At 37.8% G+C, this 21223-nt stretch carries 21 protein-coding genes; 14 read left to right on the forward strand and 7 right to left on the reverse strand.

Translation table 11 applies throughout. The features are described from left to right. From BM141_RS15940 to pheT, 3 genes are all read left to right on the forward strand, one after another. On the forward strand, positions 1-340 hold a 340-nt coding region (locus BM141_RS15940; protein WP_177217408.1), incomplete at its 5' end, for a transposase. 143 nt (positions 341-483) lie between these two features. Continuing rightward, entirely contained in the window at positions 484-726 is a 243-nt protein-coding gene (locus BM141_RS15945) for a type ISP restriction/modification enzyme (protein WP_091548456.1), read from the forward strand. Positions 727-931: 205 nt separating this feature from the next. Continuing rightward, positions 932-3364, forward strand: a complete 2433-nt coding sequence (gene pheT, locus BM141_RS15950; protein WP_091548458.1) for a phenylalanine--tRNA ligase subunit beta — start codon at positions 932-934, stop codon at positions 3362-3364. Positions 3365-3464: 100 nt separating this feature from the next. On the opposite strand, the gene BM141_RS15955 is transcribed toward pheT, so the two are convergent. Continuing rightward, entirely contained in the window at positions 3465-4685 is a 1221-nt protein-coding gene (locus tag BM141_RS15955; RefSeq protein WP_091548460.1) for a tetratricopeptide repeat protein, read from the reverse strand. Between the two features lie 174 nt (positions 4686-4859). On the opposite strand from BM141_RS15955, the gene BM141_RS15960 reads away from it, so the two are divergent. From BM141_RS15960 to BM141_RS15985, 7 genes are all read left to right on the forward strand, one after another. After that, the gene (locus BM141_RS15960; RefSeq protein WP_091548462.1) at positions 4860-5429 is read left to right on the forward strand and encodes an RNA polymerase sigma factor; all 570 of its coding nucleotides are present in this window, start codon (positions 4860-4862) and stop codon (positions 5427-5429) included. Between the two features lie 16 nt (positions 5430-5445). Then, positions 5446-6198: a LolA-like protein gene (locus BM141_RS15965; RefSeq protein WP_143090955.1), complete on the forward strand. Its 753-nt coding sequence runs from the start codon at positions 5446-5448 to the stop codon at positions 6196-6198. Positions 6199-6217: 19 nt separating this feature from the next. Beyond that, entirely contained in the window at positions 6218-6904 is a 687-nt protein-coding gene (gene recO, locus BM141_RS15970) for a DNA repair protein RecO (RefSeq protein ID WP_091548465.1), read from the forward strand. Positions 6905-7007: 103 nt separating this feature from the next. Next, complete coding sequence (locus BM141_RS15975; RefSeq protein ID WP_091548467.1) at positions 7008-7607, forward strand: hypothetical protein; 600 nt, start codon at positions 7008-7010, stop codon at positions 7605-7607. A gap of 59 nt (positions 7608-7666) precedes the next feature. After that, a complete protein-coding gene (locus BM141_RS23680) occupies positions 7667-7792 on the forward strand; it encodes a hypothetical protein (protein WP_262509463.1) in 126 nt (41 codons plus the stop codon). Positions 7793-7854: 62 nt separating this feature from the next. After that, the gene (gene acs, locus BM141_RS15980) at positions 7855-9756 is read left to right on the forward strand and encodes an acetate--CoA ligase (RefSeq protein WP_091548469.1); all 1902 of its coding nucleotides are present in this window, start codon (positions 7855-7857) and stop codon (positions 9754-9756) included. Between the two features lie 28 nt (positions 9757-9784). Continuing rightward, positions 9785-10300, forward strand: coding sequence for a cupin domain-containing protein (locus tag BM141_RS15985; protein WP_091548470.1), 516 nt, complete (start codon positions 9785-9787; stop codon positions 10298-10300). Positions 10301-10416: 116 nt separating this feature from the next. Here the strand turns inward: BM141_RS15985 and BM141_RS15990 are convergent, their stop codons facing one another. Both BM141_RS15990 and BM141_RS15995 read right to left on the reverse strand, forming a co-directional pair. Beyond that, positions 10417-11472: a phospholipase D-like domain-containing protein gene (locus BM141_RS15990; protein ID WP_221407692.1), complete on the reverse strand. Its 1056-nt coding sequence runs from the start codon at positions 11470-11472 to the stop codon at positions 10417-10419. 96 nt (positions 11473-11568) lie between these two features. Next, a complete protein-coding gene (locus BM141_RS15995; protein ID WP_177217409.1) occupies positions 11569-12507 on the reverse strand; it encodes a DNA-methyltransferase in 939 nt (312 codons plus the stop codon). A gap of 245 nt (positions 12508-12752) precedes the next feature. Here BM141_RS15995 and BM141_RS16000 point away from each other — a divergent pair, with 245 nt between their 5' ends. The 3 genes from BM141_RS16000 (at position 12753) to BM141_RS16010 (ending at position 14173) form a co-directional block, all read left to right on the forward strand. After that, complete coding sequence (locus BM141_RS16000; RefSeq protein WP_091548476.1) at positions 12753-12962, forward strand: hypothetical protein; 210 nt, start codon at positions 12753-12755, stop codon at positions 12960-12962. A gap of 185 nt (positions 12963-13147) precedes the next feature. Next, positions 13148-13270, forward strand: coding sequence for a 30S ribosomal protein THX (locus BM141_RS16005; RefSeq protein ID WP_091548478.1), 123 nt, complete (start codon positions 13148-13150; stop codon positions 13268-13270). Positions 13271-13369: 99 nt separating this feature from the next. Beyond that, a complete protein-coding gene (locus BM141_RS16010) occupies positions 13370-14173 on the forward strand; it encodes an alpha/beta hydrolase (protein ID WP_177217410.1) in 804 nt (267 codons plus the stop codon). A 15-nt stretch (positions 14174-14188) separates the two neighbouring features. Here BM141_RS16010 and BM141_RS16015 read toward each other — a convergent pair whose 3' ends face one another. The 4 genes from BM141_RS16015 to BM141_RS16030 form a co-directional block, all read right to left on the reverse strand. Continuing rightward, positions 14189-15763, reverse strand: coding sequence for an OmpA family protein (locus BM141_RS16015; RefSeq protein WP_091548480.1), 1575 nt, complete (start codon positions 15761-15763; stop codon positions 14189-14191). A 65-nt stretch (positions 15764-15828) separates the two neighbouring features. Continuing rightward, a complete protein-coding gene (locus BM141_RS16020) occupies positions 15829-17406 on the reverse strand; it encodes a bifunctional GNAT family N-acetyltransferase/carbon-nitrogen hydrolase family protein (RefSeq protein ID WP_245764085.1) in 1578 nt (525 codons plus the stop codon). 132 nt (positions 17407-17538) lie between these two features. Next, positions 17539-18189: a fructose-6-phosphate aldolase gene (gene fsa, locus BM141_RS16025; RefSeq protein ID WP_091548481.1), complete on the reverse strand. Its 651-nt coding sequence runs from the start codon at positions 18187-18189 to the stop codon at positions 17539-17541. Positions 18190-18289: 100 nt separating this feature from the next. Next, positions 18290-19762, reverse strand: a complete 1473-nt coding sequence (locus BM141_RS16030) for a M20/M25/M40 family metallo-hydrolase (protein ID WP_091548482.1) — start codon at positions 19760-19762, stop codon at positions 18290-18292. 136 nt (positions 19763-19898) lie between these two features. On the opposite strand from BM141_RS16030, the gene BM141_RS16035 reads away from it, so the two are divergent. Next, positions 19899-21212 (forward strand): SulP family inorganic anion transporter, encoded by a 1314-nt coding sequence (locus BM141_RS16035; protein ID WP_091548483.1) that lies wholly within the window; start codon positions 19899-19901, stop codon positions 21210-21212. Positions 21213-21223 lie beyond the last annotated feature (11 nt).

Genomic DNA, 21223 nt, shown 5'->3' on the forward strand with positions numbered 1-21223 from the left:
CTATGAGCAATTGCAAGCATGTCACCCTGACAAGGAAAAGATTTATGTGATTTGTGATAATGCACGATATTACAAAAATAAGCACTTACAAGAAAAATTGGCAAGTAGCAGGATAAAACAGCTTTTCTTGCCTGCTTACTCGCCTAATCTTAATCTAATTGAAAGATTATGGAAATTTATGCGTAAAAAGGTCATTGATACTTGTTTTTATAGGAAGTTTCAAGATTTCAAGGAAAAGGTCTGTGAGTTTTTTACCCATATTGCCCAATATAAGCAGGAATTAGAAACCTTAATTTCTTGGAATTTTCATATCCCTAAAACCAAAACCAATTTTTATTGAGTATAAAGCAACTGCTATTATGAAAACCTGTCAGATTTTCAAAACTTAAACCTGTCAGGTTTCCGAAACCTGACAGGTTTACTGGTTTACTGCGTAAAGATATTCCACTTAGCCCTATCCTCAAAATAGCGGGTAATAGCATTTTGATAGATGAACTTACAACTTTGGAGGGCTTGCCTGCCGAAGCCTTGGCATACAAATTGGGCAACCGCAGTGCGGTAGAGTGGGTGCTTGACCAATACAAGCCCTACAAATCTGCCGATAAAACTATTCAAGAACGCTTTAACAATTACGATTTTGCACAGTACAAGGAGCAGGTGATAGACCTTGTCCAAAACGTAGTCTATGTAAGTGTGGAAACCATGAAAATAGTGAAAGAGTTATAAGAACGGATTTTTGTAATGAATAGGCATAGTGAATACTATTTTGGTAAAAAAGAAAAATAGCTTATACTGATTTATGATAATTTTCCTTAAAATTGCAGTCCGAAAAAAGAAAACAATGCGTAGTTGAATAGTTACACACAGTTAAATAGCTTTCAAAAAGACTAATAACTATTCAACTAACAACTATTCAATTATACACAAAAAAATGAACATTTCTCTCGCTTGGCTTAGACAATTTATTGATTTACAAGAATCTGCCGAAGAGGTGGGCATCATGCTTACCAATGTTGGCTTAGAGGTAGAAAGCATTGAAAGCTACGAAACGGTCAAAGGAGGGTTAGAAGGCATGGTGATTGGAGAAGTTCTCACCTGCGAAAAGCACCCTGACGCTGACAAACTGAGCCTTACTACCGTTGATATTGGTAACGGACAAATTTCTCCTATCGTGTGCGGCGCCCCCAATGTGCGTGCAGGGCAAAAAGTAATCGTAGCAACCGTAGGGGCAACTTTGTACCCCACAGAAGGCGAGCCTTTTACTATTAAAAAAGCCAAAATCAGGGGAGCGGTTTCCGAAGGCATGATTTGCGCCGAAGACGAAATCGGCTTGGGCAAATCGCATGACGGAATCATGGTACTGAACACAGATTTGCCAAATGGTACGCCTGCTGCTAAGTATTTTAACTTGGAAAGTGATAAAGTTTTTTCCATAGGTCTAACCCCTAATCATGCAGATGCTACTTCGCACTATGGCGTTGCCAGAGATTTGAAAGTATTGTTAGGCAGGAACTTGTGCAAGCCAGATATAAGCAATTTTAAAATAGATAATAACTATACGCCTATTGAGGTAGTCGTAGAAAACCATGAAGCCTGCCCTCGCTATGCAGGTGTAGTGATTTCTGGCTTAACCGTCAAAGAATCACCTGATTGGCTAAAAAATAGACTCAAATCTATCGGGCTTTCCCCTATCAACAATGTGGTGGACATTACCAACTACGTATTGCATGACTTAGGGCAGCCCTTACATGCTTTTGACTTGGCAAAAATTAGCAGAAATAAGGTGATTGTCAAGACTTTGCCACAAGATACGCCTTTCAAGACTTTGGACAAAGTAGAAAGAAAACTCAGTCAAAACGACTTGATGATTTGTGATGGGGACGAGAAACCTATGTGTATTGGAGGAGTTTTTGGCGGAATAGACTCAGGAATTACCGAAAATACAAGTGCTATTTTCTTGGAAAGTGCCTATTTTTCACCTACTTATATTCGCAGAAGTTCTCAATACCATTCTTTGGTAACAGATGCTTCTTTTCGCTTTGCTCGAGGCATAGACCCCAACGGCACGGTGTATGCACTGAAACGTGCCGCCTCGCTCATCAAAGAAATCTGTGGTGGTGAGATTTCTTCGGAAGTGATTGACATTTACCCTAATCCTATCCCTAACCGAGTTTTCAATGTAAAATATAAAAATATAGATAGACTGATAGGGAAAGTTCTTGATAGAGAGTGGATTAAAAAGACTTTGCAAGGCTTAGAAATAGAAGTTTCTGATGACAATGGTGAGGAGTTTACGGTTTCTGTTCCACCTTATCGCGTTGATGTAGAGCATAGTGCAGACATTACCGAAGAGATATTGCGTATGTATGGTTTTGACAACATCGAACTCAAAGATAGATACAGTGCAGACTTCTTGGCAGAATTTCCAGCCCTTGACGAAGACAAAATAAAGTGGAATTTGACCCAAATGCTTGCGGCAAGCGGTCTAAACCAAATCATGACCAATTCCTTCACCAAAGCAAGTCATTGGGAAAACATGGAATCTTTCAAAAACGAGCAGAATGTAGAAATGCTCAACCCACTGAGTTCGGACTTGGCAGTAATGCGTAGGTCTTTGGTTTTCACAGGCTTAGATACGGTGATTCACAATATCAATCGCCGTCAGAAAGATTTGAAACTTTTTGAATTTGGCAAAATTTATAGCAAAATTACAAAGGAAGACGGCAGCAATCTCTATTTGGAAAGAGAACAACTATCTATTTTTATGACAGGAAGCAAGGTCGGCGAAACTTGGCAAGCAAAGTCAGAAAAAATTAATTTTTATGATTTAAGCGGTATTGTTTCAAAGATTTTTAGCTTTTTAAATATCAATAAGTTCTCTCAACATGAGATAGAAAGCGATATTTTTGAGTATGGCTTGGCAATCAATTTCCAGAAAAAAGAAATTGCTCGTTTGGGCTTGTTGCGAAAAAACATCACTAAGAGTTTTGATATTAAGCAAGAGGTTTTTTATGCAGAAATAGAGTGGGAAAGACTGATGAGCCAAATCAACCTCAACCGTAATGTAAGCGAACCGCCTAAGTTCCCTGAAGTACGTAGGGATTTGTCTTTGGTCATAGATAAAAAACTTACTTTCAAAGAGATAGAGAACTTGGCAATGCAAACTGAACGCAACCTACTCCAAAGTGTCAATGTGTTTGACGTGTACGAAGGCGAAAATATTGGCACGGATAAAAAATCTTATTCGGTGAGTTTTACGCTTTTAGACCCAAACCAAACGCTTACTGATGATGTAATAGACAAAACCATGACTAAGCTCATGACTGCCTTTGAGCAGAAACTGGGTGCGGTGATAAGAAAATAAGGCAATCAATTATTGGTAGATAAGCCTTTGGTAAGGGTTGAGTATTGGGCAAAACTTTTACCAAAGGCAATTCAAAAGGCACTTCATTTTTAAAGCTATTTCATTTACAAATAGAAGCGATTGCTTTTTGTGCTTCTGTCATGCCTAACTCTTGGGCTTTTTTCAAATCTTCACATGCTGCCTCCCTATTTTTCAAATAATGATGTGCTAAACCTCTGTTATAGAATACATTAGCGTTACTTTTTTCCCAAAGGAGTACGTGAGTATAATCTTGCAGGGCTTTTTCAAATTTTTTCTGTTTAAAATACACATTGCCTCTTTGGATATAAGCATTGGTGAAGTCTTGTTTTAGGTGAATGGCGGTGGTGTAGTCTTTGATGGCTCCTTGTAAGTTGCCTATTTTTTCTTTGGCGTAGCCTCTATTATAAAAAGTATTTGGGGACTCATCTCCTAATATCATTGCTGTATCATAATCAGCTATCGCTTGGCTGAATAACTTACTTTTTAAGGCTTCATTGGCTCGTTTGATATAAAAAGGAGGAAACTTATCCTCGAAGCTAATCAGTTTATTGGCATCTGACTTACCTTGAATGACTTGCAAATTGTACAAAGCCAAAGCATTCTCAGGCGAAAGTCTTAAAGCCTGTTCGTAATCTGCCATCGCACTTTCTTTTTTATCTTGGCGTACTTTTACTAAGCCCCTGTTGATGTAATAATTGGGATTATGAGGGTTTAACATGATAGCAGAATCGATGTCTGCTAAAGCCCCTCCTAAGTCTTGCAACTTCATTCGTGCTAAACTACGATAATTATATATTTCAGCGTTGCGACTTTGCAAGGTAAAAATACCACCTATGACTTTTTCATTTCCATAGCTTACGTTCTGATAATAAACGGTTTGTGTTTCTCTACGAGGTAAGCGAAGCAGTTTGGAAAAGTCTTGTTCAGCACTTTGAAAATCTTGCATCTTGTAATGAAGCAATGCCTTGCTAAACAATGCCTCCACAAAAAGTGGGTCTAAGTGCATACATATTTGATAATCAGTCAGTGCCGCAGATTTATCCCCTAAATCTTCCTTGCAGGAGGCACGATAAAAATAAGCCATTTTATAGTCTGGTTTTTGAGCAATGGCTTGGTCAAAATAACGAATTGCCTCTGCAAATTGGTCTTGGGCGTAGAGTTCCATAGCAAAATTGCACCACTCCTCCGCAGAGCGTTGATTAGGATTTTCTGCCAATTTTTTAGGAAAATAAGTAGGAGGCTCTTGGGCAAACGATACAAGGTTTCCTAACAAGCAAAATAAGAAGGCTAATATTTTCATAAGAACATCAAATCTTTGTACTTAAATTTACCAATAAATTTTCTCTTTTTCATTTTTTGAAAATATGATTTTTTGTTAAAAAACCTTTTTTTTAGATTTTATTTGTTATAATGTTTTTTTTAGTGATAGGCATTCTTTTTTTTTAAGTTTGCATATTTGATACAAAGAAATAGCATGAGCGAAGCAAACATAGTCAAACTGGACGAGAGTAAATTATGGACGAACTTCAAGCAAGGAGAAGAAACTGCCTTTGCATTTATTTTTCGTACTTACTATGAATCCATGTTTAATTATGGGAAAAAGTTTCACAAGGACAGTGAACTCATAGAAGATTGTATCCAAGAATTATTTTTAGAAATCTGGAAAAATAGAGCCAATCTGGCAGATATTGACAATATCAAGCCATACCTGCTGACAGCCATAAGGCGTAAAATTATTAAGCAGTTGGATAAAAACTTGAAAATCAAAAAGTTATTTTCTAATAATAATGAAAAGGAATATAAGTTTGAAATTACTTTTTCTTATGAAACTGAGTTAATCAATGCACAATCAGACCAAGAAAAAATCCAACAACTCCAAGAAAAGTTGGATAAGCTACCACCACGCCAAAAAGAGATTTTATATTTACTGTTTTACCAAGACATGAGCTACGAGGAGGTAAGTCAAATCATGGGTATCAACTATCAATCTGCAAGAAACTTAGTACATCGGGCTATCAAAATGCTTAGAGAAAATGAACAATAAAGAAATAAGAACAATCATGAAAAAACTATTTATTTCCCTGTATGTAATCGTTTTTGTTGCATTATCATTTCAACAAAAACCTCCCATCGATTCTACCGAAAAGCTCGTAGAAACTATGCACAAACGCTATCAAGGCAAAGCGGCAAAATCTGTAACTTTTACTCAGTACAATACGCTTTATCAGGCAGATACTATTTCTGGGAAATCGATTTGGTACGAGGCAATAGTCTATCCTGATAAGTTTAGGATAGATTTTGGAGAGTTAAAAGATGGCAATGCTGTTATTTTTGCGAGAGATTCCGTTTTTAACTTTAAAGAAGGAAAAAATACGCGAAAAGCACCTTTTAAAAATAACTTGATTCTCTTAGCTGGGGGAATGAATTTTATGAGCAAAGAAAAGGTTTTGGAAGAACTAAAAAATGCAGGTTATCAAATAGATAAGTTTAGAAAAGATGAGTATGAGGGTAGAAAAGTGTACGTAATAGGGGCAGAAAAGGGGGATTGGGCTACTCCACAGTTCTGGATAGACCAAAAAAATCTGTACTTAGTGAGGACTTTTGAAAAAATGCCTAATGGAGATGTGCGGGAAGCTCGTTTTTCCAAACATATTCGCTCAGGAAAAGGGTGGATAGAAACTGAGGTCTTATTTTTAGTCAATGGAAAAAAGACGCAGTTAGAAGAATATAAAAATATCAAATCTAATGTTTCTCTGGATTTGCGTATTTTTGATGCAGAGCATTTTGGGAAAGTGCATTGGTTGAGTAGATGATTTATTAAACTAATTTTCTGTGCTTTATAAAACGAGAGGCATCGTATTAGGCTTTATTCGCTATCGCGAAACTTCTATTATTGTAAGGATTTATACGGAAGCCTTTGGCTTGAAGTCTTACATAGTGAATGGGGTGCGAAGCAGCAAAAGCAAGAATAATAAAATTGCTTTGTATCAACCTTTTACCCTTTTAGACTTGCTGGTATATAACAAACCTAATACAAGCCTCAATTATATTTCTGAGGCAAAGATTTACCAGCCTTTTTATTCTATCCCTTTTGATGTGCGAAAAACGACTATCTGCCTTTTTCTCACGGAAGTTTTAACAAAAATCCTCAAAAGTGAAGAAGCGAATCAGGCATTTTTTGACTTTTTGCTACATAGTATTTTATCTTTGGAAAACTTATCTGCTCATTTTGAGAACTTTCACTTGCAGTTTTTGATTCGGGCTTCAGGTCTGTTGGGTTTTTTCATCACTGAACCCCAAGAAATAGGTAAACAACTCCAATATGCAGGGTACTTATTTGATTATGAGCATTATACTTTTTATCTATATCAGCTTATCGATTCGGATTACGGCACGTCTGTTCCCATGAACCACAAAGAGCGTGGGGAAATTTTAGATGCTCTTCTCAAATTTTATCAACTTCATTTTGAGGATTTTGGAGAAATAAAATCCTTGAATGTATTAAAAGAGATTTATTAGCGTGCTTTTACGAGTGGATACAGGTTTGAACTAAGATTGCTTTGTTAAAATTGCTTTATCAGTTGATTTTTTTTAAATTTGATAAAAATAAGGAACAAGATTTATGGGATACAGCAATTATAAAAGCTTACGACAAGCATTAGATAAATTGAATTTAGAAGAAATAGACCTTGATTTATTTCCAAAAGTCATGCCCATAGAACCATCAGATTGGCTTAAAAAAAGTTTGGAAATTGCTGCACTGCTTCCTCTTACCAATGAAAAAAGTAAATCTGAAAAACTAATTTCCCCTATCCTGTCCGAAGTAGTCATCCAATACCTTGATAGTATTACTTTGTATTCAGGTGAAGAACTTTATGTAGATGAAAGTCAAGACCTTGCAGGTGCGTGTGACTTTTTTATTGCCAAACATCCTAAGAAAAAAGTAATGCAAGCACCTATCGTTACAGTTGTAGAGGCTAAAGATGAAGACTTTGACTATGGGCAAGGACAGTGCATAGCCCAAATGTATGCTGCCCAACTTTTTAATGAGCAAAAAGGTAAACCACAGGCTTTTATCTATGGTTGCGCATCCACAGGGGGGGAGTGGCAATTCTTGAAATTGGCAGGCAAACAGGTGCTCATCGATAATAAAACGTATTATCTCCCTGATTTACCTGTCATCTTGGGCATTTTCCACCAAATTGTGAGGTCTTTTTTGTAAGGTGTTACTTTAGATACCCACTTACCTAATTTCTATATTTCTAAAAATTCTAATCCTTTATGTATGAAAAAGACTGTCTGCTTGATATTATTTTGCTTTTTTACCTCGTTTGCTTTTGGGCAGGAGAGATAAAAGGCAAAGAAAATCAAATTGATGATATTTTGGTGATGGGAGTGAGAGTGTAAAGCTATTACCACTATCTTTGTATTTATTTCTTCTAATTCCAATAAATATCAAAAAGTAATATATGAAAATCAAATCTTTTGAGGAATACCTCAGTACCTACCGCAAAAGCGTAGAAGACCCAGAAGCTTTTTGGTCGGGCATTGCCCAAGAGTTTCACTGGCGAAAACTTTGGAAAAAAACACTGAGTTGGGATTTCAACGACTTAGATGTGCAGTGGTTTATCGGGGGGAAGCTAAACATTACAGAAAACTGCTTAGACAGGCACGTACTTACTCACCCCGATAAAGTAGCTATTATTTGGGAATCCAACGAGCCTACGGATATTTTTGTAAAGATTACTTATAGAGAACTTTACGAAAAGGTCTGCCAGTTTGCCAATGTATTGAAAAACAATGGAGTGAAAAAAGGAGATAGAGTTTGTATCTATATGCCTATGGTGCCAGAGGCGGCGGTAGCTATGCTTGCTTGCGCCCGCATAGGAGCGATTCATTCCGTAGTGTTTGCGGGTTTCTCTGCCAATTCCTTAGCAGATAGAATCAACGATGCCCAATGCAATGCTATCATTACCTCTGACATTGCTTATAGAGGAAATAAAACTTTGGAAATCAAGCAAATTGTAGATGAAGCCCTACAAAAAACACCTTCTATCCAACGCTGTATCGTCTATCAAAGAGGCGAAGGCAAGGTAAACATGGTAGAGGGCAGGGATACTTGGTGGCATGAGGAAATAAAAAAGGCAAACAAGGAGTTCGAGGCAGAAGAAATGGACTCAGAAGACCCATTGTTCATTTTATATACTTCTGGCTCTACGGGCAAGCCCAAAGGTGTAGTGCATAGCACTGGTGGCTACATGGTCTATACCAAATTTACCTTTGAAAACGTATTCCAATACGAAGAAAATGACGTGTATTGGTGTACTGCTGATGTAGGTTGGATTACAGGACACTCGTATATAGTTTACGGTCCTTTGCTGGCTGGGGCTACTGTGCTGATGTTTGAGGGAATCCCTACCTACCCTGATGCAGGTCGTTTTTGGAGGGTCATTGCCAAGCACAGGGTAAATATTTTTTATACTGCTCCTACGGCGATTCGCTCTTTGATGACCTTTGGAGAGGAGTTTATTACTCCTTACAATTTGAGTACACTCAAAGTCTTAGGCTCTGTAGGTGAACCAATTAACGAGGAGGCGTGGCAGTGGTTTTATAAAAACATAGGAAAAAGCCGTTGTCCTATTGTAGATACTTGGTGGCAAACCGAAACAGGGGGCATTATGATTTCGCCTCTGCCCAGAATTACTGTTCAGAAACCAACCTTTGCTACCTTACCTCTCCCCGGCGTACAACCCATAGTCGTAGATAATAATGGAAAAGAAATACATGGCAACGGAGTAGAAGGCAACCTTTGCATCAAATTCCCTTGGCCTTCCATGATTCGCACAACTTATGGCGACCATGAGCGTTGCAAGCAAAACTACTTCGCTACTTACAAAGGCTTGTACTTTACAGGGGATGGTTGTAAGCGCGATGAGGACGGTTATTACCGCATTACTGGTAGGGTGGACGATGTAATAAATGTTTCAGGGCATAGGATAGGCACAGCAGAGGTGGAAAATGCTATCAATCAGCACATTGCCGTAGTAGAGTCCGCCGTAGTTGGCTACCCTCATGACATCAAAGGACAGGGCATTTATGCTTTTGTAATTTGCGAGAGCAAGCCTGAAAATGAAGAACAGTTTAAAAAAGAAGTACTTAACGTAGTTACCAGAGAAATCGGGGCGATTGCCAAACCCGACATTATCCAAGTAGTAGAGGGTTTGCCTAAAACACGCTCAGGAAAAATCATGCGCCGTATTTTGAGGAAAATTGCAGAAGGAGATACCTCTAACTTAGGCGACATTACTACCCTGCTTGACCCTACGATAGTGGAAAGCATCAAAGAGGGGGCAGCTGCATTAAGAAAATAAGTAATCACCAATTTTTAACTCAAGCAAAATGAACATCAATTTAAGCGCAAACGTAGAGAAAAGTCATATTTTTTCACAGATAGCAGAAGAACTTAAAAAACTAAATTTTAACATTGCCAAGCAAGACCAAACGCGTCCTTGGGGTGGTTTTTTTGTGATAGAAGAAGCGCAAGCGGAACTTTTTGTCCAAACTTTTTTCCCTTATATACCCTTGACTGACTTGCAAATTACCCAAAAATTAAGTCCTAAGATTTTGGTAGTCGCACCAGAAAAAAGACTTTCTTGGCAATACCACTTCCGCCGAGCAGAAATTTGGAAAGTAATCGCTGGCACTGTAGGCGTAGTTACCAGCGATACCGACCAAGAAGGCGAACTACAAACACACTCGCTCCACTCCCTTATCAAACTTCGTCAAGGGGAAAGACATCGCTTAGTAGGGCTAAAAGAATGGGGTGTATTGGCAGAAATTTGGCAACATACCGACCCTAATCACCCCTCTGATGAGGACGACATCGTGAGGCTACAAGACGATTTTGGTAGGTAAGGATAAGGCTTGGGAAGTAACAAATTATTTTTTTCTATGGCAAAAAAGCAAGAATTGGGCAAGGAGTTCAATAGCCTCAAAAGCTATTGGATTTGATGATTTTGTTATCACCTTGCCTAAATTTTTTCTAAGAAATCCTCAAAACTATCAACTTCTGCAAAATCAATATAATATTCATTATCTGTAACTTTACTTACTTTCATACTATCAACGCCTAAGAAGGATAATCTTTCGTATGTTAATAGTTCACCCTCGCTTAATTTTAAAATTTTTCGCAAAATCCATTCTGCTAAAGCATTATTGGGATTGGTCATCAATGCCTTGCTATTTTCTTGGCATAATTTTGCTGTTAATATTTCACCTGAGGGAATCTTTAATAAGAAAGTTTTATCTCTGGGAGGGAAAAAACTGGGGCATACTTGGTGAATGATTTGAGGTATGGGAATATATACCTCTCCTAAATCACGCTTTCTGCCCCCTGCATTCCATTGATTAAGACCACTTTTTTCAGCTACTTTTTTATTGTTTGACTTACTTTCCCGCAAAGAATACAAAGGTAAAATTACGTAGTCTATTCCTGCTCTTTGAATTTTTGGCTGTAAGTTTAGCGTTTCATACAACTGTAGCAAGATTTCAAAAGGTTCTTTGGCTATCTCTACAGGAACATCTATATACTCTAAAGGTTGGTGGAATTTACGGAAAAGAGTACTTTTGGAAAATAAGAAAGAGTATTCACTTTTACCATCATGAAAAGAAATACTTTTATCCGTTATTTTTAAGCCAGATAGCTTTTCAATATCTATAATGTCGTAATCAACCTCAAAAATCCTAAATAAGTTTTCTTTTCTGCTAACGCAATGATATATAGCACTATGAATATTGTAATTATTGTTAGCAAACTCTATTCTTTGATTTCTTAATTCTGATAATCTCAATAAAAGAGCCTCTCCTTTTAACTCTCTTAAATAGGCAGACAATCTGTTAAACTCTGCTATTTTTTCTAATTTAGTATTGCTCTCGAAAGTAAATGTTTTTATCCCTATACCTAAAGAACCTTTTTTAGCGTCATAAGCAGAATCTTCACGAGCTAAATTCTCGGCATTAAAAACTTTACAAAAAATATTTTCAACTACTCTATAATGAATCAGTGGTATGGGTGAGTCGCTAAACAATTTTGATAAAGTTCCAACTGACTTTAAATAGTTTTTATACAGGTCTATAACTTCAACAGGCTGTTGATTCAAAAAAATCATGCAAAAAATATCTGATTATAAATGATTATCATAAGTTATTGGGTTCTCCTCAAATATAAATAAAACTGGCTGCTCAATTTTATTTGATATAGGATTATTGGTTAAGCTTATCTGTTTAGAAGGATTATTACTTTTTTCAAGGCTAATTTTCTCCAATCTATCAATAGCACTCCTACAATAGTCTTCATTTATTTCAAATCCTATATAATTGCGTTTATTCTTTAGAGCGACAGATGCAGTAGTACCGCTTCCTGAAAAAGGGTCTAAAACAATATCATTTTCATTTGAAGTAGATAATATTAAAGGCTCTATAAGTTTCTCAGGAAAAGTCGCTTGATGATTTCCAAACGGTTCTATCCCACATCTAATGACATCTCTATGATGGTTATATTGTTTAGCTATATCAAGATTAAAGAAATACCTTCTTGATTTTACAAAATGAAAAATATGCTCATATACAGGATAGCGTCTATCAGGAGAATAAGAAGGTACTGGATTTGGTTTTTCCCATATAATTTTATTCCTTAAAATCCACCCCTGTTCTTGCATACCTATCGCTACTCTTTCAGGAAGCATAAGCAGTTGTTTATACTGTAAGTAAACCCCATTAGGTTTAGTAATTTTATGTTCCTTATAGTGTCTATCTGTCTTTCTTGCAAACCGCCCCTTATTTCTTATAAAGCCTTTTGTTCCAAAATATACATCACCTATATTCAAGTAAAAGGAGCCTTGTTTACTTAATATTCTCTTTATTTCATTTGTATATTCCAATAAGTTCTTTACATAATCGAGGGGGTCTTGCTCTCTACCTATAGTTTCGTTTCCATAGCTTCTACAGTTAAAGTAGGGGGGACTGGTTACTACCAAATTTACTGAGTTATCAGGTAATTTTTTCATTAAATCCAAAGAATCACCACAAATTATTTGATTTAAAAACTCATCTATTACGTTCATAATTTTGAAAACAGAGTTGTAATGAAAAAAAATTATCAAAATAACACATTTATTAAAATAAACCGTAATGCCTTGTATTCTTATCATGAATACGGATTTTAGTGTCCATTCTTAGTTTATTTTTAGACAAAAGTACTTATTTTAAACATAAAAAAAAATTTAAAGTTCAAAACCTTAATAAAAGTTTGCCTTAGCAGAGAATTGCTGCGTAGTTACTAAGTTTGAGGCAGACAACCCCGTGAGCAGTGCGCCAGAGGTTTTTAGCCTATTTCAAATATTTTGATTATCAGGATTTTGTAACGCCTTATTCGGGCTTGATTCAGTTAAAAAAATATGCAGAGGTGAACGGTGCAAGTGATTTACAGCCCTATTTTGAAAAAATTAGCGCACTCACCAAGCAAGTCAGGGAGGAGATTTATTTTCTGCTAACAGAAGTCTTTGGGTATTTTAGGTAAGTCTTTGCTTATAGATTTGGTGCTTCCGTGCCTGAACGAAGTTTTGTCCTAAAATTACTGATGAATCAAAAATTTAAAGCATATTTTTTGCAAGTTTTTTAGATAGCTACTAAATTCGCTTTTTCATTAGTGTAAATAAATCATTAATTTTATAACCTTATATTTTAATAATTTATTAATTGACTATGGGAAAAGGAGATGTAAAAAGCCGCAGAGGTAAAATTTGGAGAGGCTCTTATGGCAATAAGCGCAAGAGAAAAGCCAACAAATCTACTAATACTCCTCAAAAACCTACTGAAAAAAAATAATCAAAAAAGGTAATGCGATTTTTACCGTTGTTGGTGAAAGCACCAACAACTTTTTTTTTACTAAAAATTTGGCTATTAGCTATTTACCATATTAAAATCATGTCAGCAAATAAGTACGAAGATGCTACTCACGAGGTTAATTCTCGTTTTCTGAAAATGAGAAAACGAATAGATATTTTTCTGCCTCCTACCTATCACCAGCAACCCTCTCATTACTTTCGTTTGGTCATTATGAACGATGGGCAAGATGCAAAAGTTTTGAAAATTAGAGAAAATTTGGATAGGCTACATCTGAATCAGGAAATCCACCCTACTATTTTGGTAGCTGTTCATGCTACGCAAAGAATCCAAGAATACGGCACAGCAGGTCATCCTGACTATGCCAATCGCGGAAATAAAGCTCGTACCTACACCAACTTTGTGGTGCATGAGTTGATTCCTTTTCTGACCCATCACTACAGACTGATTAAGACTCCTGATACTACGGCGATATTGGGTTTTTCGCTTGGTGGGCTTTCTGCCTTTGATATAGCATGGAGCAATCCTCATATTTTTGGTAGGGTAGGGGTTTGCTCTGGTTCTTTTTGGTGGCGTAGGCACTCGGCAAATGATGATTTGGCACAAATAGACCGCATCATGCACGACATAGTACGAAACGGTTATAAAAAAGAAGGATTAAAGTTTTGGTTTGAAGCAGGCACCAATGACGAAACTTCTGACCGCAATCACAACGGCATCATAGATGCCATAGAGGACACGCTTGACCTTATTGCGGAGTTAATCCTCAAAGGTTATGACAATCAAAAAGACATCAAATACGTAGAAGTACAAGGCGGCGAACACAACCAACGCACTTGGGCTTTGGTGATTCCTGATTTTTTAAAGTGGGCTTTTGGTAGGTAAACCTAAGTCCCTTTTTTACTTACTCAATACTTTAAATTCTACTCGCCTATTTAGTTTGCGAGTTTCTTCTTTCTCATTGCTTGCGATGGGGCGTGAACCTCCATAACCAACGGTTTTGATGCGTTCTGCGGTGATGCCTTTTTTTACCAAATAGTCCTTTACAGCATTGGCTCTTTGCACAGAAAGCATCTGATTTTTTTGTTTATTGCCTACTCCGTCGGTATGCCCTGCAATTTCTATCTGCATAGTAGGATATTTTTGTAAAATATCAAATAGTTGCTCGAGTTCATCTTCGGAGGAGGGGAGCAGAGTAGGCTGGCTCTGCATAAAGTATAAGTGGCTTAGCTCAATGGCTACGCCTGTTTCTATGGGAACCAAATAGATATTTCGCTCTATTTCTGTATAAGTTTTTAATCCTGTTAGGTCTATATTTTCTTTGATGGCAAAAAAGCCGTCTTTCTCGGCAAAAAAGCTATATGCCTTGTCTTTGGGTAGATAAATTTTATAAGTACCGTCCTTAGGATTAGAGCTGGCAAGTCCAGCGTTTTGGTGTGTTTTGATATTAGTATAGCTAATTTTAGTGGCAATCGGTTCGTTAGTGTTTTTGTTTAGCACTTTCCCATAAATCATAGCTACGGGTTCTGGGCGAGCAACTTCTTTGATTTTCACTTGATAAACGTCAGCATTTTCTCCGTAGTTTTGCCCACCAGAAGTAAAATAAGCCACATCTCCTTTGGCGGTCATGCTAAACTCACAGTCCCAAAAAGGCGTATTGACCTTTGCGCCTAAGTTGAGAGGTTCGCTCCATTTTTGCCAAGTATCATCTAAGCGTTTGGTTACAAAAACATCTAAGTTGCCATAGCCAGCCCTTCCGTCAGTAGAAAAATACAGAGTAACATTATCCGCCGCCAAAAAAGGTGAGGCTTCTATGCCTGCGGTGTTGATGTCTTTGCCTAAGTTCAAGGGTTCGCTGAAGGTGCCGTCAGCTTCCAAGAAAGAAACGTAGAGGTCTTGCTTGCCAAAAGTTACTCGATTGTTCGCATAAGAGATAAGCAAGATGCGCTTGTCCACTGACATATTCATATAAGCGGGTTCGCTTACCCACCTAAACCCCTTGATTTTAATACTTTGAGGTTTACCCCATCCGTCTGTAGTACGCTCAGAAACAGCAATATTGGTAACAGCATAATCTGCACTGAGGTTGTATTGGTCATATAAGAAAAGTGTATTGCCATCACCAGAAATACCCAATACAGCATTATTTGTAGCTGTATTGAGGGGGGCACCTACGTTTCTCATGGTACTAAAAGAGCCGTCAGCCATGCGTTCTCCTACCCAAATGTCTTCATCTTTTTTATAGGTTTTGTAGCCTACGTTATCGGGGTGTCCTACCCGATAAACAAATAGAAATTTACCGTCTGCGGAAACTACAGGCTGTCCCTCGTAATATGGAGAATTGACCTGCTCACCTAATTTGGTTTTTTCATATACCAAGTCTGCATTAGGAACAGTTTTAACACTGCTTGTTTGCGCGAAAGATTGAAAACAAAGCAAGTACAAAGAGAGGAAAAAAAATATGCATTTGTTCATGGCACATTAGGATTGGGGTTGATTAATCGACGAAGATAGCAAAAATTAATCAAATTATCCAATCATTATTTCTTTATCCATCTCAAATCGTACAAATCTGTTCTTCTATCCTTCAAGTTGCGTACACTTCCTTTGACATTCAATTCCTTCAACAGGCTCAAATCTACGTCAGCAATAATCGCTACCTCGGTATTGGGCGTTGCTTCAGCAATCACTGCATTGTTAGGGAAAGAGAAATCAGAAGGAGAATACACCGCAGACTGGGCATATTGGAGGTCTATGTTGGTAACTCTTGGAAGATTCCCTACGCTTCCTGCAATAGCTACATAGCACTCATTTTCTATGGCTCTTGCTTTGGCGCAGTGATGTACTCTGTGAAAGCCGTTTTGCGTATCAGTCATAAAAGGGACAAACAAAATTTTGATTTCTTTGTCGGCTAACAAGCGAGCCAGCTCAGGAAACTCTACATCGTAGCAAATCAAAATCCCAACTTTGCCTACATCGGTGTCAAAAACTTTCAGTTTATTGCCTCCTGTTACTCCCCAATAGTTTTTCTCATCGGGGGTAATATGTAGCTTGTATTGCGTGTCCCAAGTACCGTCCCTGCGGCAAAGGAAGGAAACATTATACAAATTGTCATCTCTGTAAAGAGGCATACTGCCAGCAATGATATTGATGTTGTACGAAATAGCATAGTCTATGAATCTTTGACGCAACTCATCTGTATATCCTGCTAATTTTCGCATTGCCATTGCTGCATTCTCCTCATTGAACTGTCCTATCAAAGGTGCATTAAACAATTCAGGGAAAAGGATAAAATCTGCTTTGTAATCGCTAACTGCATCTATAAAAAACTCAACATTGTTGAGCCATGCTTCCATACTCGGAACATTGCGTAGCTGAAGTTGGACTACTCCTAAGCGTACTACACTTTTTTCGCCTCCTATCAGTTTTTCTTTTTCTTGATAATAGATGTTGTTCCATTCCAAGAGCGTAGCATAAGCCATAGATTCGCTATCTGAGGGCAGATAATTGGTCAGCACTTTCTTTACGTGAAAGTCATTGCTCAATTGGAAAGATAGTATAGGGTCGTAGATGTCCTTTTTTTTCACTAAATCTATGTAGGCGCGCGGTGAAATTTTATCTGCATACTTGGCGTATCCCGGAATACGCCCCCCCGCTACAATGCTCTTTAAGTTTAAGTTTTCACACATTTCTTTTCGTGCATCGTATAGCCTTCTACCCAATCTCATTCCTTGGTAGGCAGGGTGGACAAATAAATCTATGCCGTACAGTACATCACCATTGGGGTCGTGGGTAGTAAATTTATAATTCCCTGTAATTTGTTGGTAGGTGTGATTGTCGCCATATTTTTTGTAATCTACTATCAAACACAAGGCACAGGCTGCTACTTTGCCTTTGTCCTCTATACAAATCTGCCCCTCTGGAAATATCCTTAACAAATTGATGATATCTTCGTAAGACCATACAGACTCCCCAATATTGGAGTAAACCTGTTTCATAATCTCTATCATATCAGGATAGTCCTCTATTCTAATATTGCGTAAAAGCAATCTATGCTCTGATGCCTCATCGTCTGGCATTCCAAAAGATTGCGCAATAGGTCTTTCTTTGATTATCATACTGAATTTTGATTTTTATTTTTAAATATATGTAGGAATCTATGAGATTGATAATACTGGCATATCAAATCTCTTAGACTCCTATCGGATTAAAATAATTAGGTCTAACACCGCAAGTCAGAGCTATTTTATTTACAGCTTTTTAGCATCAGCTAAGAACTTCTCCAAACCCACATCTGTCAAAGGATGCTTGAGCAAACCTGTAATAACATTGAGCGGACAAGTAACTACATCTGCTCCTATTTCTGCACATTGGATTAGGTGAGGCACGTGGCGAATAGAGGCTGCCAGTATCTCTGTTTCAAAGCCGTAGTTATTGTAAATCACCACTAATTGCTCAATCAAATCTAAACCATCTCCGCCTACATCATCTATCCTTCCAAGAAATGGAGATACGTAAGTCGCTCCTGCTTTGGCAGCAAGAATGGCTTGACCTGCAGAAAATACCAGCGTACAGTTGGTTTTAATGCCTTTATCTGTAAAATATTTGATTGCCTTTACACCGTCCTTTATCATAGGGACTTTGACCACTATCTTAGGGTCTATCTCTACCAATTCCTCTCCTTCCCTTACAATTCCATGGAAATCAGTAGAAATTACTTCTGCACTCACATCTCCATCTACTATATCGCAAATAGCTTTGTAGTGTGCAAAAATATTATCTTTGCCTTTGATGCCTTCCTTAGCCATGAGCGAAGGATTAGTCGTTACACCGTCCAATACCCCTAAGTCTTGTGCTTCCCTAATCTCATTAAGGTTTGCAGTATCTATAAAGAATTTCATGTTTTTAAAGAGTTTTGTTTGTCAGATTTTTTTATCGTGCAATATTACGACAAATATTGGGTATTCACAAAAGAAGCAGTAAGTTTATGCTTTGCAAAATTTAATCTCCCCATTTCCAATCTCCTGCGATTTTCAGAGGTGTTTTTAATCCATTATCTATCAGAAACTGCTTGGTTGTTTCTGAATCCATGCGCTTGACGGGCAAGGTTTCTGCATTTGCCAAGTCGTATAATATCATAGACACAAAACGCACCGAATTGCGTATGTGCTTTTCATTAATCAAGTTAAAAGCATCACAATCAGCATGATAGCATCTGAACACTACAGGGTCTAACCTTCCCGACGGGCTAAGCACAGGCACGCCTTCTATCATGAAGGGTTGGTGGTCGCTGTGCAAACCTGCTCTACTGCTGAAGGTATTGGTGTAGGTACTGTCTATTGCCTTGATTTTTTCTCCAATTTTCTTGAAAAAAGCCTCTGCTTGTGGTGCACCTGCGGAGTTTACCCCAGAGGGATTGCCTGTGGCATCTAAATTGACCATGTATTTGACTTGCTCTATGGTATTGTTTTTTATATAGTCTTCTACCAATGCACGTGAGCCTAACAAGCCCTGCTCCTCACCCATAAACATTACAAATTCTATGGTACGCTTAGTTTTTAGTTTTAAAGCCTTAAAAGTACGTGCAATATCCAATACTGCAAAAGAACCAATCCCGTTGTCAATAGCTCCTGTGGACAAATCCCAAGAATCTAAGTGTCCGCCGATAATAATTTTTTCATTAGGTAAGTCTGTTCCTTTGAGTGTAGCAATGACATTGCGGGCTTTGATGACTTCGCTCTTGTTGGTCATTTTGATTATTGCTTTGACCTTCTCAGTTTTTAAGCGTTCTATGAGTGCCAAACCGTCCTCTTTGGTGATAGAAACGGCAGGGATTGGGTTTAGTTTACCTGTAACTGAGGCAGTTCCAGTGAGGAGGATTCTCCCAGCAGGTTGGTTGATAGCAATTACTCCTACTGCCCCATGCTGAATAGCCAAAGCTGTTTTTTCTGAACGATGCAAGTTGTATTTAGCACCGCTCTCTTCCCAAATACCTATGTAAAACAAGGCAATTTTGCCTTTGACCTCTGCACTTTTTGCTTCAAAATCTTCTGCTAATCCGTTGCCTACATTAATGATTTCTGCGGTAACTTCTGATTTGACGGGGGAGTGTGCCAAAGTTGCGGTAGGAAGAGAAACAAACTCATTTTTGTCCAGAGAAGATATTTGCAGAGAAACTGTATTTCTTGCCCAGGCCTCTACTTCAAACTCGTGAAAACGCACATCAAAGCCGTAGCTTTTTAGCAAGTCATAAGCATATTGCTCAGCTTTTTTACCGTTTTCGCTTCCTGTCAGTCTATGCCCAATAGTTTTGCTTGCTTCTCCTAAGGTGCTGTATGCCTTAGAGTTAGCTAAGACCTCTGTATTGATTTTTTGAAAAACATCTTCCTCTTTGTTGGTAATAGGCTTAGTAGTTTGGCAAGCAAAAGGGAAAAGCAGGAGTATAGTAAAGATAAATGTGTATTTTTTCTTCATATTAAGATTTTTTTAAAAATAAGTTAATGAATGCCAAGTTATATTACAAAATTAGCTAATAAACTTTTACTTTGCGCCACAGGTTAAAGGAAAATAAAATTTCATCTCTCTAAAACTACCCACAGTAATAAAACTTATGCAAATGAATCACGTCCCGCAAGACGGTTTGAGCGGTTTAAAAGAAAATTGGCGACAAGACCTGAATGCTGGTGTATTGGTCTCGTTTTTAGCTTTGCCCTTGTGCTTAGGGATTGCTTCTGCAAGTCAGTTTCCCCCTATTACAGGTATTTTTACAGCCATCATTGGTGGTATAGTCGTTAGTTTCTTTGCTGGTAGTCCTTTGACTATCAAAGGACCAGCCGCAGGTTTGATAGCCATTGCTTTAGCTTCAATAGAGTCGATAGGTTATGAAAGGACTTTGGCAGTCATTTTTGTAGCAAGCCTTCTTCAGATAATTTTCGGGGTCATAAAAGCAGGAAAATACGGAAATCTTTTTCCAGTTGCCGTAGTGCATGGCATATTAGTAGCTATTGGCATTATTATTTTTTCTAAGCAAATTCATCTACTTTTAGGCGTAAGTCCTAAGGGGAATAAACCTTTTGAACTTTTGGCAGAAATTCCTCATAGCCTTGCTCATGCTCGCTGGGAGGTGGCTTTTATAGGCATCATGGGACTCTTTGTTATTTTCTATTTCCCACGCGTCAGCAATCGATTCATCAAAAAAATTCCTGCCCCGATGTGGGTGTTGCTTATTGCTGTACCGCTAAGTTCGATGCTGGGTTTGAGGGAGATTGTTCATGATGGAAAGCCTATATATTTAGTTCATATTCCTTCTTCTATCTTAGAAGGCATTTTAGACTTAGATAAAACCAAAATAGGCATTACTTTCCCTGATTTCTCTGCCCTTGTTAGCTGGGAAAGTGGGAAGTATGTACTTATGTTTTCTCTCATAGGGAGTATAGAGTCCTTGCTAATAGTCAAAGCTATGGACAACTTAGACCCTTTTCACAGGAAATCAGATATGAACAAGGATTTGATTGCTATTGGGATGGGTAATGCTATAGCAAGTTTGGTAGGGGCGCTCCCCATGATTGCAGAAATAGTACGTAGCACAGCTAATATCACTAACGGGGCTAAAACTCGATGGGCTAATTTTTTTCACGGGGTAGCTTTGCTCGTTTTTATCTTGGGTTTAGCAAAGATTATCATGCTGATTCCTATGACGGCATTAGCGGCAATGCTTATTGCGATTGCTTATAGCTTAGCATCTCCAAAGGAATTTATTTACATATTTCGTATGGGTAAGAAAAAATCACTTGTCTTTTTATCTACTTTGCTCATTACCTTAGCTACTGACTTGCTTGTGGGCATAATTATAGGCATCTTAACACACATTGTGCTACAATTTTTACATTATGTCGTCAGGAAGTATGCCTCATCGCAGAGATAGCAGAAATATTT

Source organism: Thermoflexibacter ruber (assembly GCF_900113045.1).
Lineage (GTDB): Bacteria > Bacteroidota > Bacteroidia > Cytophagales > Thermoflexibacteraceae > Thermoflexibacter > Thermoflexibacter ruber.